The 13,580-nt window shown below is 72.0% G+C and carries 12 protein-coding genes; 8 read left to right on the top strand and 4 right to left on the bottom strand.

Annotated features, from left to right (window positions below):
- Positions 1–469 (top strand): anti-sigma factor (locus tag N801_RS14535; RefSeq protein WP_169744279.1); only part of this gene is annotated, 469 nt, incomplete at its 5' end.
- A gap of 16 nt (positions 470–485) precedes the next feature.
- Here the strand turns inward: N801_RS14535 and N801_RS14530 are convergent.
- On the bottom strand, positions 486–1,298 hold the full coding sequence (locus N801_RS14530; RefSeq protein WP_035939310.1) for a PIG-L deacetylase family protein: 813 nt from the start codon (positions 1,296–1,298) through the stop codon (positions 486–488).
- Between the two features lie 56 nt (positions 1,299–1,354).
- Positions 1,355–2,548 (bottom strand): ankyrin repeat domain-containing protein, encoded by a 1,194-nt coding sequence (locus tag N801_RS21605; protein WP_245618463.1) that lies wholly within the window; start codon positions 2,546–2,548, stop codon positions 1,355–1,357.
- 64 nt (positions 2,549–2,612) lie between these two features.
- On the opposite strand from N801_RS21605, the gene N801_RS14520 reads away from it, so the two are divergent.
- Both N801_RS14520 and N801_RS14515 read left to right on the top strand, forming a co-directional pair.
- A complete protein-coding gene (locus N801_RS14520) occupies positions 2,613–4,007 on the top strand; it encodes an FAD-binding oxidoreductase (RefSeq protein WP_035939293.1) in 1,395 nt (464 codons plus the stop codon).
- A 54-nt stretch (positions 4,008–4,061) separates the two neighbouring features.
- Complete coding sequence (locus N801_RS14515; RefSeq protein WP_035939292.1) at positions 4,062–4,322, top strand: DUF6458 family protein; 261 nt, start codon at positions 4,062–4,064, stop codon at positions 4,320–4,322.
- A gap of 167 nt (positions 4,323–4,489) precedes the next feature.
- Here the strand turns inward: N801_RS14515 and N801_RS14510 are convergent, their stop codons facing one another.
- Positions 4,490–4,849 carry a YciI family protein gene (locus N801_RS14510; protein ID WP_035939306.1) on the bottom strand — a complete coding sequence of 120 codons (360 nt, stop codon included), beginning with the start codon at positions 4,847–4,849 and terminating at the stop codon, positions 4,490–4,492.
- A gap of 165 nt (positions 4,850–5,014) precedes the next feature.
- A complete protein-coding gene (locus N801_RS14505; RefSeq protein ID WP_035939289.1) occupies positions 5,015–6,901 on the bottom strand; it encodes an acyl-CoA dehydrogenase in 1,887 nt (628 codons plus the stop codon).
- 185 nt (positions 6,902–7,086) lie between these two features.
- Between N801_RS14505 and N801_RS14500 the strand changes: the two genes are divergently transcribed.
- The 5 genes from N801_RS14500 (at position 7,087) to N801_RS14480 (ending at position 13,549) form a co-directional block, all read left to right on the top strand.
- Entirely contained in the window at positions 7,087–7,623 is a 537-nt protein-coding gene (locus tag N801_RS14500) for a DUF6584 family protein (protein ID WP_035939287.1), read from the top strand.
- 124 nt (positions 7,624–7,747) lie between these two features.
- On the top strand, positions 7,748–10,444 hold the full coding sequence (locus tag N801_RS14495; RefSeq protein ID WP_052113100.1) for a response regulator: 2,697 nt from the start codon (positions 7,748–7,750) through the stop codon (positions 10,442–10,444).
- Entirely contained in the window at positions 10,441–10,836 is a 396-nt protein-coding gene (locus N801_RS14490) for a response regulator (protein WP_035939285.1), read from the top strand. The genes N801_RS14495 and N801_RS14490 overlap by 4 nt, the downstream gene beginning before the upstream one ends.
- Positions 10,833–11,969: a response regulator gene (locus N801_RS14485; protein WP_035939283.1), complete on the top strand. Its 1,137-nt coding sequence runs from the start codon at positions 10,833–10,835 to the stop codon at positions 11,967–11,969. The genes N801_RS14490 and N801_RS14485 overlap by 4 nt, the downstream gene beginning before the upstream one ends.
- On the top strand, positions 11,966–13,549 hold the full coding sequence (locus tag N801_RS14480; RefSeq protein WP_035939279.1) for a peptide ligase PGM1-related protein: 1,584 nt from the start codon (positions 11,966–11,968) through the stop codon (positions 13,547–13,549). Before N801_RS14485 ends, N801_RS14480 begins: the two co-directional genes overlap by 4 nt.
- Positions 13,550–13,580: the final 31 nt, after the last annotated feature.

Below are 13,580 nucleotides of genomic sequence, written 5' to 3'. Positions count from 1 at the left end.
CGAGCCCCGGCGACGCCGCCCGCCGCTCGGGTGGCTCGCGGCGGCCTGTGCCGCCGGTGTCGTCCTCGGCGCAGGCGGGATCCTCGCCGCGGACCGGCTGCGTGACCCGGCGTCCGATCCCGGCGCCACCGTGGCCACGGCCGAGCTCGACACGCTCGACACCGGGCAGCGCCTCGGGTCGGCGACGGTCAGCCGGCAGGACGACGGAGTCACGCTCGCCGTGTCCGCGCGGGACCTCGAGGCCGGTCCCGACGGCTACGTCGAGGTCTGGCTCATCAACCGGGACGGCAGGCGTCTGGTGTCGGTCGGGGTGATGCGCGACGGTGCCGAGAGCGCCTCGTTCCCGATCTCGCAGCGGCTCCTCGACGAGGGCTACGTCGTCGTCGACATCTCACGCGAGCAGTTCGACGACAAGCCGCAGCACTCCGGGGACAGCATCGTCCGCGGGTCCCTCACGACACCGGCCTGAGGCCGGACCCGGGCGTTCACCGGTCGAGGTCGGCGAACGGCCAGGCGTCGACCATGCCGGGCTCGCGGCCGGGTTCGATGTAGAACTCGGCGCCGAACCACTGGGCGAACAGCTCCGGCGGCATCCGCAGCATCATCCCGACGTCGCTGGTCTGGCTGGCGTGGCAGGCCAGGGCCGCTCGCTTGGACTCGAGGTCGGCGGACACGTCCACACGCCAGTGGATCCCGACCGCCGGCGTCCCGACCGGCTCGCCGTCCCCCATCGGCTGGTCCGGGTCCCAGCCCTCGTCGCCCTCACCCTCGCCCGCGGCCCGCTGCGCCCGGTAGGCCGCGCGCATGGCGTCCCGGTTCATCGTCCACTCGAGGAGGCGTGGGCGCCGGGTCGCGAGGTCCACGGCACGGTGGGCGACCCGGTGGACCTTGACATGGTCGGGGTGGCCGTAGCTCCCGTGCCAGTCGTACGCGACGAGGACGTCGGCGTCCTCCTCGTCGAGCACCTCCACCAGGCGCCCGGCGGCCTCGTCGAGGTCGGCGCCGTGGAACGCGCCGTCGTGGTCGTTGTGCTCCCACCCGTGCATGCCGGAGTCGTGGTAGCCGAGCCAGACGATGCGCTCGGTGCCGGTCACCGCCGCGGACGCCTCGGCCTCGCCCCGCCGGAACTCGGCGACGGACAGTCCGTCGGGGAGGTCCTCGGGTGCCGTGCCGAGCTCGCCGCCGGTGCCGTAGACGACGACGACCCGGTGGCCCTCCCGCGCCAGCCGCGTCATCGTCCCCGAGGTGCCGGAGGCCTCGTCGTCGGGATGGGCGTGCAGGAAGACGATCGTGGCCATGACCCCATCCTGCCGGTGACCGCCGACGGCCGGGCGGGGGGCCGTCGGGCCGTCGTTCACCCCTCGAGGATCGCCGCCATCGCGGTGTAGCCCCTGGTCCGGGCGTGCTCGAGAGCCGTGACCCCGTCCTTGTCGGCGATCGAGCGGTCGGCGCCTGCGGCGAGCAGGACACGGACGACCTCCTGGTGGGTCGCCCCGCCGTCGCCGAGGACCACCGCCTCGAGCAGCGCGGTCCAGCCGAGGTCGTTGACGTGGTCGATGTCGATGCCCGTCTGCGCGACCCGGCGCACGTAGTCGACGTGACCGCGCTCGCTCGCGGGGATGATCGAGACGCCGCCGTAGCGGTTGCGGATGGTGAGGTCCGGCCCGGCGGGCAGCAGCGCCTCGAGCATCGGCACGCTGCCCGTGACCCCGGTGACGAGCCACGGGGTGTCGTGCCGGTCGTCGAGCGCGTCCGGGGAGGCGCCCATCGCCACGAGCAGCCGGGCCACCTCGATCCGGTCGGACGCCGCCGCGAGCAGCAGCGCCGTCCGCCTCCCCTCGTCACGCGCCTCGATGTCGGCCCCCGCACGCAGGGCGACGGCCACGCGGTCCGCGTCCCCCACCCCGGCCGCCGCGAGCAGCTCGGCGTCGGGGTCGGCGACCTCCCGGTCGTTGCCTGCCGTCATGAGAACCCTCTCCAGAGTGTCGTGGCCGCGCTCACGCGCCATCTCCAGCGGGGTGAGCCGTTCGGACCCGGACCGGCGGTCCAGCTCGACCCCACCGGCGACGAGCGCGCGCACGGTGTCAACGTATGCCGGGGTGTCCTTGCCCAGCCACACCGCCTCGTGGAGCGCCTGGTAGCCGATCCGGTTGACGTGGTCCCGGTCGATGCCCGCCCGCAGCAGCTCACCGACCACGAGGGCGTGTCCGCGCTCGGCGGCCCGGATGAGGCCGGTCCCGTTCCAGCCGTCCTTGGCGTCGATCTCGGCGCCGCGTTCGAGGGCCAGGCGCAGCAGCTCGAGCCGTCCTTCGCTCGTCGCGATGAGGTAGGCCGACTGGCGGGACGAGTCCTGCGCGTCGACGTCGGCCCCGCGGTCGATGAGCGCCCTTGCGGCAGGCACGTCGTCGTCCCACGCCGCGCGGCGCAGCGCCTCGTCGAGCTCCGCCTGCCCCGGGCGCGGCGGCGGCGGGTCGGTGCTCGTGCAGGCCGTGGCGGCGGCGAGGCAGAGCGCCGCGGCGGCGAGGACGGACCCGAGCCTGCGCACCACGCCGGACCTCCCTTGCCACCCGCTGACCGACACCCCCAGTGTGGGGGATTCCTAGGATGGCCGGGTGACCGATCGCAGCGCTGCCGTCGCCGAGCTCGTCTCCTCCCTGCCGGAGGGGGTGGTGGCGACGGCACCCGCAGCGCTGGAGAAGTACCGGCAGGACTGGGCGCGGGACCCGGATGCCGGAGTGCCGTGTGCTGCCGTCCGCGCCGAGGTGGCCGACCACGTGCAGACGGCGGTGCGCTGGGCGGCGAGACACGGCATACCCGTGGTTCCCCGTGGGGCGGGAACGGGACTGAGCGGCGGGGCGTCGGCCGTCGAGGGTGGCCTCGTCCTCAGCCTCGAGCGGATGACGGCCGTCGAGATCGACCCGGACGCGCGGTGCGCCGTCGTCGAGCCGGGTGCGTTCAACGCCGCCGTCAAGGCGGCGGCGGCCGAGCACGGCCTCTGGTACCCGCCGGACCCGTCGTCGTTCGAGATCTGCTCGATCGGCGGCAACATCGCGACCAACGCCGGCGGCCTGTGCTGCGTCAAGTACGGCGTGACGACCGACTACGTCCTCGGCCTCGACGTCGTCCTCGCCGACGGGCGGCTCATCACCCTCGGCGGCAAGCGGGTCAAGGACGTCGCCGGGCTCTCGCTCCTCAAGCTCTTCGTCGGCAGCGAGGGCACCCTCGGCATCGTCACCCGGGCCACGTTGAGGCTCGTGCCGGCCCAGCTCGCGCCCTCGACGCTCGTCGCGACGTTCGACTCGGTGCGGGGCGCGGCCGACGCCGTCGTCGCCATGGGGCGGGTCGTGCGCGCCTCGATGGTCGAGCTCATGGACCGGCCCACGGTCAACCAGGTCGAGGACTTCGCCCCCATGGGCCTGGACCGCGGGCGCGCCCTGCTCCTCGTGCAGTCGGACGCGCCGGCGGGTGCCCGTGAGGCCGAGATGGACGTCATCGAGACGTCCTGCCGCGACGCGGGTGCCGTCGACGTCTTCGTGACCCACGACCCGGTCGAGGGCGAGTCGTTCGTGCGGGCCCGCCGGCTCGCCTTCCCCGCGGCCGAGGCGTCCGGGGCGCTCCTCCTCGAGGACGTCGGCGTGGCCGTCCCCCAGCTTCCCGACCTCGTCGCGCGGGTGGAGGAGATCGGCCGCGAGCGGGGAGTCGACATCGTCTGCGTCGCCCACGCCGGCGACGGCAACACCCACCCCATCGTCATGTACGACGCTGCCGACGCGGACTCGACGGCGCGGGCCCGGGCGGCGTTCGAGGACATCCTCACCGCGGCCATCGCGCTGGGCGGCACGATCACCGGCGAGCACGGGGTCGGCCGGCTCAAGCGCGACGCCCTCCCGGCGATGCTCGGACCCGACGTCATGGAGGTGACGCGGCGGATCAAGGACGCCCTCGACCCCGCCGGGCTGCTCAACCCGGGCGCTCTCCTCCCGCTGGAACGTGCAGGTCAGCGGTAGAGTCGGGCACCGATCCGGGATTCCTTCACCCGGACACGGCCACAAGGAGTGACCATGTACATCGGACTCGGAATCGTCCTCATCGTTATCGGCGCGATCCTCGCGTTCGTCCTGCAGGTGGACATCCCCGGCATGGATGACGGCATGCTCGGCTGGATCCTCATCGCTGCCGGCGTCCTCGCGATCCTGCTGTCCTTCGCCATGCGCGGACGCACCCGCCCCGCCGGCTACACCGCGACCCGCTCCTCGCAGGTCGACCCGGTGTCGGGCTCGCGCGTCGACGAGACCCGCGTCGACCCGGACTCGCGTCTCTGACCCGACACCGCGGCGCACGTCCGACACCCCGGTGACCCTCGTCGCCGGGGTGTCGTGCGTCCCGGTGGCGAGGTCCGACGGCGCGCGGGCGCGCCAGCTGCGTCGCGCGTGGGCGACGGTGGACCGGCAGCTCCACCACCACCACGAGAGCTCGTGGCCGAGTACACCTAGTCCCCAAGGTCGGGCTCGGGGCCGAAGAGCCGGAGCTCCTGCGGCCACCCGCACCCCTCGGCCTGGCGGCCCGCCCACATCTTCGCGGTCTCGAGGTCGGGCACGTCGATGACGGTGAACCCGCCGAGGTGCTCGGCCGTCTCGGCGAACGGCCCGTCGGTGATCCTCACCGTCCCGCTCGTCGCGTCGGCCGCGAACACCGGGCCGCCCTCCTCCAGCCCGCCGGCGAAGACGTAGACCCCGGCCTCCTTCATCGCGTCGATCACGGCCATCGACGGCGCCACCCTGCTGAGGAACCACTCCTGCGAGTGCTCACCGACCCACTGCTGGTTGAAGTAGATGAGGTACTTCGCCATGTCACTCTCCTCGCGTCGTCGACCGGGCCCGGTGCCCATCCCACTCCTTTGACGGTCGAGCCGGGGCGGAATCGACACCATCCACGCGAAACCTGCCCCGAACGCCGGTATGCCGGCCGCGCAGGGTTTGCGGCCGGCATACCGGGTGGTCCTGGTCGCTCTCGGTCAGAACGCGGACTCGGGCACGTCCATGAGGTCGTTGTCCGTGGCCTCGGCCATCGCGCGCTCGGCGGCGAGGCGAGGGAGGACCTGACGGGCGTAGAACTGGGCCGCCGCGACCTTGCCGGTGTAGAAGTCCGTGTCCTTCTCCGACAGGGACGTGCCGGCTCCCTCGACCTCGAGCGCGGTCAGCGCGACGTCGGCCTGGCGCAGGAGCAGCCACCCGACGACGAGGTCGCCGGCGGACAGGAGGAGCCGCGAGGTGTTCTGCCCGACCTTGTAGAGGTTGCGGAGGTCCCCGTCCTGACGCGGGTCGGACTTCATCAGCTCGCCGACCATGTAGCCGAGGATCCCCTGGACGTTCTCGAGGGCCTCGCCGAGCAGCTCGCGCTCGCGGTCGATCTTCCCGCCGTGTGCGCCGAGGTCCTTGGCGAACTCCTGGACCTGCATCGAGATCGTCGTCAGCGCCTGCGCCTTGTCCTTGATGATCTTGCGGAAGAAGAAGTCGAGGCCCTGGATCGCGGTGGTGCCCTCGTAGAGGGTGTCGATCTTGGCGTCGCGGACGTACTGCTCGACCGGGTAGTCCTGGAGGAAGCCGGAGCCGCCGAAGGTCTGGAGCGACTCGGTGCCGAGCAGCACCCAGGCGCGCTCGGAGCCGAGGCCCTTGACGATCGGCAGCAGCAGGTCGTTGACGCGGTTGGCCAGCTCGGCCGGTGAGCCGTGCTCGAGCGCCTCGGACCCGGTGCGCAGCTGCTCGGCGTCGACGACGTCCTGCTGGCTCGCGGTGTAGTGGACGAGCGCGCGCAGTCCCTCGGCGTACGCCTTCTGCAGCATGAGGGAGCGGCGCACGTCGGGGTGGTGGGTGATCGTCACCCGCGGAGCGGCCTTGTCGGCCTGCTGGGTGAGGTCGGCGCCCTGAACGCGCTCCTTGGCGTACTCGAGCGCGTTGAGGTAGCCGGTCGACAGCGTGGCGATGGCCTTGGTGCCGACGAGCATGCGGGCGTTCTCGATGATCCGGAACATCTGGGCGATGCCGTCGTGGACGTCGCCGAGCAGCGCCCCGACCGCGGGCTTCTCGCCGCCGAAGGTGAGCTCGCAGGTCGTCGAGACCTTGAGGCCCATCTTCTTCTCGACGTTGGTGACGTAGACGCCGTTGCGCTCACCGAGCTCACCGGTCTCCAGGTCCACCTCGAACTTGGACAGGACGAAGAGGGACAGGCCCTTGGTGCCGGGCCCGGCACCCTCGGGGCGGGCGAGGACGAAGTGGACGACGTTGTCGACCATGTCGGACTCGGCGCTGGTGATGAAGCGCTTGACCCCGGAGAGCGTCCAGGTGCCGTCCTCGTTCTGGGCGGCCCTGGTGCGGCCCGCGCCGACGTCGGAGCCCGCGTCGGGCTCGGTGAGCACCATCGTGCAGTGCCAGTCCTTCTCGACGATCCAGTGCGCGAGCTTCTTCTGGTCGTCGTTGCCGAGGACGTAGAGGAGCTTGGCGAAGCCGTACGAGGCATTGAACATCGCGACCGCCGGGTTGGCGCCGAGCACGAGCTCGTTGACCGACCAGCGCAGGCTCGGCGGGGCGACGGTGCCGCCGAGCTCGGCGGGCAGGTCGATCCCCCAGAAACCGCTGTCCCGGTAGGCCTTGTAGGACTTCGTGAACGACGGCGGCATCGTGACCCGCTGGGTCTGCGGGTCGTACACCGGCGGGTTGCGGTCGGCGTCCTGGAACGAGTCGGCGAGCTCGTTCTCGGCCAGCCGCGCGACCTCCTTGAGCATCTCGCGCGCGGTGTCGGCGTCGAGGTCCTCGTAGGGGCCGGAGCCCAGCACGTCACCGCGACCGAACACCTCGAAGAGGTTGAACTCGATGTCGCGCAGGTTGCTCTTGTAGTGGCCCATGTCTCCATGGTGCTACCGGTGAGTAGCATTCGGCAAGACAGGTTGCCGCATTGTGACTGAGCGCACGCTTAGTGGCGCCGGTCACACGGGGTGGGGCACCGGACGCGGGATCGGCGCTCGTCCGCAGGACGTATGCCGTGTGCCGGTCGTGCGGACCGGTGCGGCGGTGTGGTTCGCTGGCTCTCATGCCTGACCAGGAGAGCCAGACCTCGACCGATGCCGCGCCCGACGTGCTGGCCGAGGCCACGGCGGCGATCGAGCGCCACGAGCTCTGGGTGGCCCGTGACCTGCTCGCGGGGCACGTGCGCGAGGAGCGCGACCTCGAGGCCCTCCGGCTGCTCGGCGAGGTGCACCACGGGATGGGCGACCTGCCCGCGGCCGGTGCCGTGTGGTTCGGCGCGGGCGTCAAGGGGCCGGAGGTCGACGCGGCCGTCAGGGCCTGGCGCGCGTCGCACGGCGACGACTTCGGGGCGATGTGGCGCTCGTTGCCGCGCTCGGTCCGTCAGGAGCCTCGCTCCAAGAAGGTCGAGGCGCTGCGCGCCAAGGCGCTCGAGGCCCGGTCCGCCGGTGAGAGCACCCCGGACCCGGCCGGGTCCGCCGCCTCGTCCGGAGGTGGCATCGACGCCGCGCAGATCATCGCGTGGGTCATCGCGGCGTTCGTCATCGTGTGCGCGGTCGTGGGGCTCATCCAGATCCTGCGCTGGATGGTCCCGGGCGGCTGACCCGGCGAGGGCACACGGCTCGGATCGCCGGGATTTCGCCAATCCGTTGAGTCGCGGACGGCAGCGGGAGCACACTCGGTGATGAGCCTCGACACACCACGGCCGGGGTGGGACGGAGACTCGCGTGGACGTGACCGACGACGGGGGAGGGCCGGGGGCGACCCCTGAGCCCGCGGGGGCGGCCGCAGTCGACGAGCACCGCGAGACCCGCCGGCAGCTGGCGGCCACGAGCGAGATCCTCGCGATCCTCGCCGCCTCCTCGTCCGCGCCCCAGGACGTGTTCGGCGCGATCGTCGAGCGGGCCCGAGTTCTGTGCCACGCCGACGCGGCCCAGATCCACCTCAGGGAGGGTGACGTCTACCGTCTGACGCGCGCCGTCGGGGTGAGCACCGACTTCATCGACCTGTCGGACGTCGACCCGGTCCAGCTCGACCGCGACTCTCTCATCGGCCGGGTCAGTATCGACCACACGACCCAACAGATCGAGGACGTGCTCGCCGACCCGGAGTACGACCGTCTGGACTTCCAGCGCATCGCGGGCTACCGCACGATCCTCGGTGCGCCGATGATCGTCGACGGCGAGGTCGTCGGCGTGCTGTCGGTCTGGCGCACGACGGTCTCGCCCTTCGACGACCGGATCTGCACGCTCCTCACGACGTTCGCGGCGCAGGGGGCGCTGGCCGTGCGCAACGTCGAGCTCATGCGCACGCTCGAGGCGCGCTCCACCGAGCTCGCGCGGCGGGTGGACCAGCTCGAGGCGCTGTCGGAGGTGGGCAACGCCGTCAGCTCGAGCCTGGACGCCGACGAGGTGCTCGCCACCATCGTCAACGTCGCCGTCGAGCTCTCCGGCACGAGCGGCGGCTCGCTCGTGGACCTCGACGAGGAGTCCGGTCTCTTCAGCGTCCGCACGGCCACCGGTACCAGCGCCGAAGTGCTGCAGGCGCTGCGGGACAGCAGGATCCACATCGACGAGACGCTCATCGGGCAGGCCTGCCGCGAGCGCGCGCCGATCCAGGTGGCGGACCTGTCGACCATGGAGGAGGACCTCGACCCGCACCTCTCCATCCTGTATGCCGCGGGCTGGCGTTCCGTGGTCGCCGTCCCGCTCATCCGGTCCGGGAAGATCGTGGGCGCGCTCGTCGTGCGCCGCAAGACGCCGGGGGCGTTCAGCGAGGAGACGTGCGAGCTGCTGGAGGCGTTCGCCAACCAGTCGGCGATCGCCCTGACGAACGCCCGCATCCACCGCCAGCTGGAGGTGCAGAGCGCCGAGCTCGCCGAGGCCAGCCGGCACAAGTCGGAGTTCCTCGCGAGCATGTCGCACGAGCTGCGCACCCCGCTCAACGCGGTCATCGGCTTCTCGGAGGTGCTGCTCGAGCGCATGTTCGGCGACCTCAACGAGCGGCAGGAGGACTACCTGCACGACATCCTCACGTCGGGCCGCCACCTCCTCGACCTGCTCAACGACGTGCTCGACCTCAGCAAGGTGGAAGCCGGGCAGATGGAGCTCGATCGGACCGACTTCTCCATCGAGGACGCCATCTCCTACGCGCTGTCGATGGTGCGCGAGCGGGCCGTGGACCACCACGTCGCCCTGAGGACCGAGCTGCCCCCGGGCCTCGGACTGGTCAACGCCGACGAGCTGCGCATCAAGCAGGTGCTGCTCAACCTCCTCAGCAACGCCGTGAAGTTCACGCCGGACGGGGGCACCGTCGTCGTCACGGCCACCCGTCGCCACGACGTCCTCGAGGTGACCGTCTCCGACACCGGGGTCGGGATCGCCGCCGCCGACCAGGAACGGATCTTCGACTCCTTCCAGCAGGGCAGCCGGGCCGCCCGCAAGGTGGAGGGGACCGGACTGGGACTCACCCTCACCCGGCGCATCGTCGAGCTGCACGGCGGACAGGTCTGGCTGCGCAGCGAGCTCGGACACGGCAGCACCTTCGGGTTCACCGTGCCCCTCGTCCGGGCGCGCTCCGAGACGGCCTCGACGTCGTGGGACCCACGGGGGCGGCTCGAGTCCGAGGACGCCACGGGCCCGGAGCTCCCGGACGAGCGTCCGCGGGCGGTCATCATCGAGGACGACCCGAGCTCCGCCGAGCTGCTCTCGCTGCACCTGGGTGCGGCCGGGCTGCGCACCCGGGTGGTGGCCGACGGCCGGACCGGCCTGCAGGCGGTGCGCGACGAGCGCCCGGACGTCGTCGTCCTCGACATCCACCTGCCCGAGATGGACGGCTGGGACGTCCTCACCGAGATCAAGAGCGACCCGCTCGTGGCGGGCACGCCGGTCGTCGTGGTCTCGGTGCTGCCCGACCGCAGCCGGGGCATGGCGCTCGGCGCGTCGGACTACCTCGTCAAGCCGGTCGCCCGGGACGAGCTCGTCGAGGCGCTCCGGAGGCTGGTGCCGCTGCGCACCGAGGACTCCGGGCGCCGGGTGGCCGTCCTCGTCGACGACGACCCCACCGCCCTCGAGCTCGCCCGGCTCGCGCTCGACCCGGCCGGCTGGACGCTGCTCACCTGCACCGAGGCCGAGCAGGTCTTCGCCCTCGTGCGGGAGTCGCGCCCCTCCGTCGTGCTCGTCGACCTGCTCATGCCCCAGATGGACGGCTTCGAGGTCATCGACCGGCTGCGCAGCGACCCGGTCAGCGCGTCGGTGCCGATCGTCGTCCTCACGTCCAAGACCCTCACCCCTGCGGACCGTCGCACGCTCGAGGGCCGGATCGAGTTCGTCACCTCGAAGAACGCGGTGGACCTCGGGCTCCTCGCGAGCCGGCTCAGCGAGGTCACCGTGCCGCGGGGGACGACGGGAGGTGCCGGCGCATGAGCGAGGGCCGGGCGCCCCGCAGCGTCGTGCTCCTCGTCGAGGACAACGAGAAGAACCTCAAGCTCGCGCGCGACGTCCTCGAGTTCGCGGGCTTCACGGTGCTCGTCGCGACGTCCGGGGAGGAGGCGGTCGACCGGGCCAGGTCGGAACGGCCGGACATCGTCCTCATGGACCTCCAGCTCCCCGGTATCGACGGGCACGCCGCCCTGGCCCGGCTGCGGACCGACGAGCGGACCGCCGACATCCCGGTCGTCGCCCTCACCGCCTTCGCGATGCAGGCCGACCGCGACCGGGCCGAGGCGGCCGGGTTCGACGGGTACCTCGAGAAGCCGATCAGCGTGCGCCAGTTCCCGGACCAGGTCCGACTCCATCTCCGAACGGAGCAGCCATGACCACCGATGCCCCCGACGCCGTGGTCCTCGTCGTCGACGACCTCGAGCCCAACCGCAAGCTCATGGACGCGGTGCTCTCGCCCCGGGGCTTCCGCGTGCAGATGGCGGAGTCCGGGGAGGACGCGCTGACCCAGCTCGGGGAGTCGCTGCCGGACATCGTGCTCCTCGACATCCAGATGCCCGGGATCGACGGCTACGAGACGTGCCGCCGGATCCGGGCGGACGAGCGGACGGCATACCTCCCGGTCGTCATGGTGACCGCGTCGGGAGGTGAGCAGAAGGTGCGCGCCATCGAGTCCGGTGCGGACGACTTCGTCACCAAGCCCTTCGACCAGTCCGAGCTCCTCGCGCGGGTGCGCTCCCTCGTCCGGATCAAGCGCTACCACGACACCATCGAGCGGCAGGCGGCCGAGCTCGCAGCCTGGAACCGTGAGCTCGAGGACAAGGTGGCCGCGCAGGTGGACGAGCTGCAGCGGGTCGGGCGGCTGCGCCGCTTCCTCTCGCCGCAGGTTGCCGGTCTCGTGGTCGAGAGCGGGGACGAGGGGTTCCTCACGAGCCACCGCGCCGAGATCACCGCGGCCTACTGCGACCTGCGGGGGTTCACCTCCTTCGCCGAGACGGCCGAGCCCGAGGAGGTGATGGCCGTGCTGCGCGAGTACCACGAGGCCCTCGGTGAGCTCGTCTTCCGCTTCGAGGGGACACTCGAGCACTTCGCCGGCGACGGCCTCCTCGTCTTCTTCAACGACCCGATCCCGTGCCCGGACGCGCCGGCCCGGGCCGTGCGGATGGCCGTGGCGATGCGCGGGCGGATCGAGCAGCTGGCCGAGGGGTGGCGTCGGCACGGGTACGACCTCGGGTTCGGGGTGGGCATCGCGCAGGGCTACGCGACCCTCGGCCGGGTCGGGTTCGAGGGGCGCTACGACTACGCCGCGATCGGCACGGTCACGAACACGAGTGCCCGGCTGTCCGCGTTGGCGCAGGCGGGCCAGATCCTCATCACGCAGAAGGTCGCCGCCCGGGCCGGGGACGTGGCGGTGACCCGGCCGCTCGGGGCGCTCGAGCTGCGCGGCATCACCAAGCCGGTCGAGACCTTCGAGGTCCTCGGTCTCGACGCCGCGCGGAGTGCCTCGTGAGCGTCGACGACCGCCTCCGGGGCGCCGAGCCACGGCTCCTCGCGGACCTCGACGAAGCCGAGCGGAACGCGGCCTTCGACGTGCTCCAGTCGCGGCTGCCCGCCGTGTGGCGGTCCGTGCGGCTCAACGAGGCCGACGAGTCGGTCGTCGTCGTGCCCTCGGTGTCGCTGGACCGGGTCAACGCCAGGGCGGGGGCGGTCAACCAGGCCATGGAGGAGCGCTACCTCTTCCTCCTCCTGCTGCTGCGGCAACCGCGGCTGCGCATGGTCTACGTGACGTCGGGGCCGGTCGACCCGGCCATCGTGGAGTACTACCTGGCGCTGCTGCCCGGCGTCATCCCGAGCCACGCGTGGTCGCGCCTGTCGATGGTCTCGGTCGGCGACCTCACGCCACGACCGCTCAGCGAGAAGCTCCTCGAGCGGCCGCGGCTGCTCGCCGACATCGCCGCACTCATCCCGAACCCGAGACGGTCGCACCTCGTGCCCTACACGACGACGACCCTGGAGCGGGACCTCGCGATCGAGCTGGGGATCCCGATGTTCGGCGCGGACCCCCGCCACCTCGCGCTCGGGACGAAGTCGGGGTGCCGGAAGCTCTTCGACGAGTCGGGTGTCTCGTACCCCGTGGGGTTCGAGGACCTCCGCTCGCTCGACGACATCGTCGACGCACTGGCCCGGCTGCGAGAGCGGCGGCGGGACGCGTCGGTCGCCATGGTCAAGCTCAACGAAGGCGTCTCCGGGGCCGGCAACGCCGTCGTGGACCTGTCCGGCCTGCCCGCTCCCGGGGCCGCCGACGAGCGGTCCGCCCTGCACGAGCGGGTGCGGGTGATGGAGCTCGAGGGCCGCACGGTCACTCACGACGCGTACTTCGCCAAGTTCCAGGAGAAGGGTGGGATCGTCGAGGAGCGGATCGTCGGCGACGAGGTCCTCAGCCCGAGCGTGCAGCTGCGGGTCACCCCGCTCGGTGAGCTCGAAGTCCTCTCGACGCACGACCAGATCCTCGGCGGGGCCACGGGTCAGTCCTACCTCGGGTGCACGTTCCCGGCGGCTCCCGGGTATGCCGCGCTGATCACGCGCGAGGCGGAGGCCATCGGGAGGCGGCTGGCCGAGCTCGGGGTGCTGGGGCGCTTCGCCGTCGACTTCGTCGTGGTCCGCAACGGCGGCGCGTGGACCGCCCACGCCATCGAGGTCAACCTGCGCAAGGGCGGCACGACGCACCCTTTCCTCACCCTCCAGTTCCTCACCAACGGGCGCTACCACGGCGACACCGGGCTGTTCACGACGCCGATGGGGCGCGAGAAGCACCTCGTCGCGACGGACCACCTCGAGGACCCCAGCCTGCGCGGGCTGCGCGTCGGCGACCTGTTCGACGTCGTCGCGCGGACCGGGCTGCACTTCGACCCCGCTCGCGAGACCGGTGTCGTCTTCCACATGATCAGCTCGGTCACCGAGGCGGGTCGGGTCGGCATGACCGCGGTCGGTGACTCGGCGCAGCACGCTCGGGAGGTGTACGACCGGGCCGAGCGGATCCTCCTCGCCGAGGCGGTCGCGTCGGTCGCCCCACGGCCCGTGCGGGCGTGAGCGCTCGTCCCGGCCGGGTGTGACGGCATAC

Origin of the sequence: Knoellia aerolata DSM 18566 (assembly GCF_000768695.1) — a bacterium.
Taxonomy (GTDB): domain Bacteria; phylum Actinomycetota; class Actinomycetes; order Actinomycetales; family Dermatophilaceae; genus Knoellia; species Knoellia aerolata.
Note: the sequence above shows the minus strand (reverse complement) of the source record. Positions and strands in the feature narration are given on the sequence as shown.

What these genes read in the sequence shown, in the direction of transcription:
- N801_RS14500 (WP_035939287.1), top strand. Translation starts at nt 7,087, where the DNA reads ATGCCTGACCAGGAGAGCCAGACCTCGACCGATGCCGCGCCCGACGTG.
- N801_RS14485 (WP_035939283.1), top strand. Translation starts at nt 10,833, where the DNA reads ATGACCACCGATGCCCCCGACGCCGTGGTCCTCGTCGTCGACGACCTC.
- N801_RS14510 (WP_035939306.1), bottom strand. Translation starts at nt 4,849, where the DNA reads ATGGCGAAGTACCTCATCTACTTCAACCAGCAGTGGGTCGGTGAGCAC.
- N801_RS14490 (WP_035939285.1), top strand. Translation starts at nt 10,441, where the DNA reads ATGAGCGAGGGCCGGGCGCCCCGCAGCGTCGTGCTCCTCGTCGAGGAC.
- N801_RS14515 (WP_035939292.1), top strand. Translation starts at nt 4,062, where the DNA reads ATGTACATCGGACTCGGAATCGTCCTCATCGTTATCGGCGCGATCCTC.
- N801_RS14505 (WP_035939289.1), bottom strand. Translation starts at nt 6,901, where the DNA reads ATGGGCCACTACAAGAGCAACCTGCGCGACATCGAGTTCAACCTCTTC.
- N801_RS14530 (WP_035939310.1), bottom strand. Translation starts at nt 1,298, where the DNA reads ATGGCCACGATCGTCTTCCTGCACGCCCATCCCGACGACGAGGCCTCC.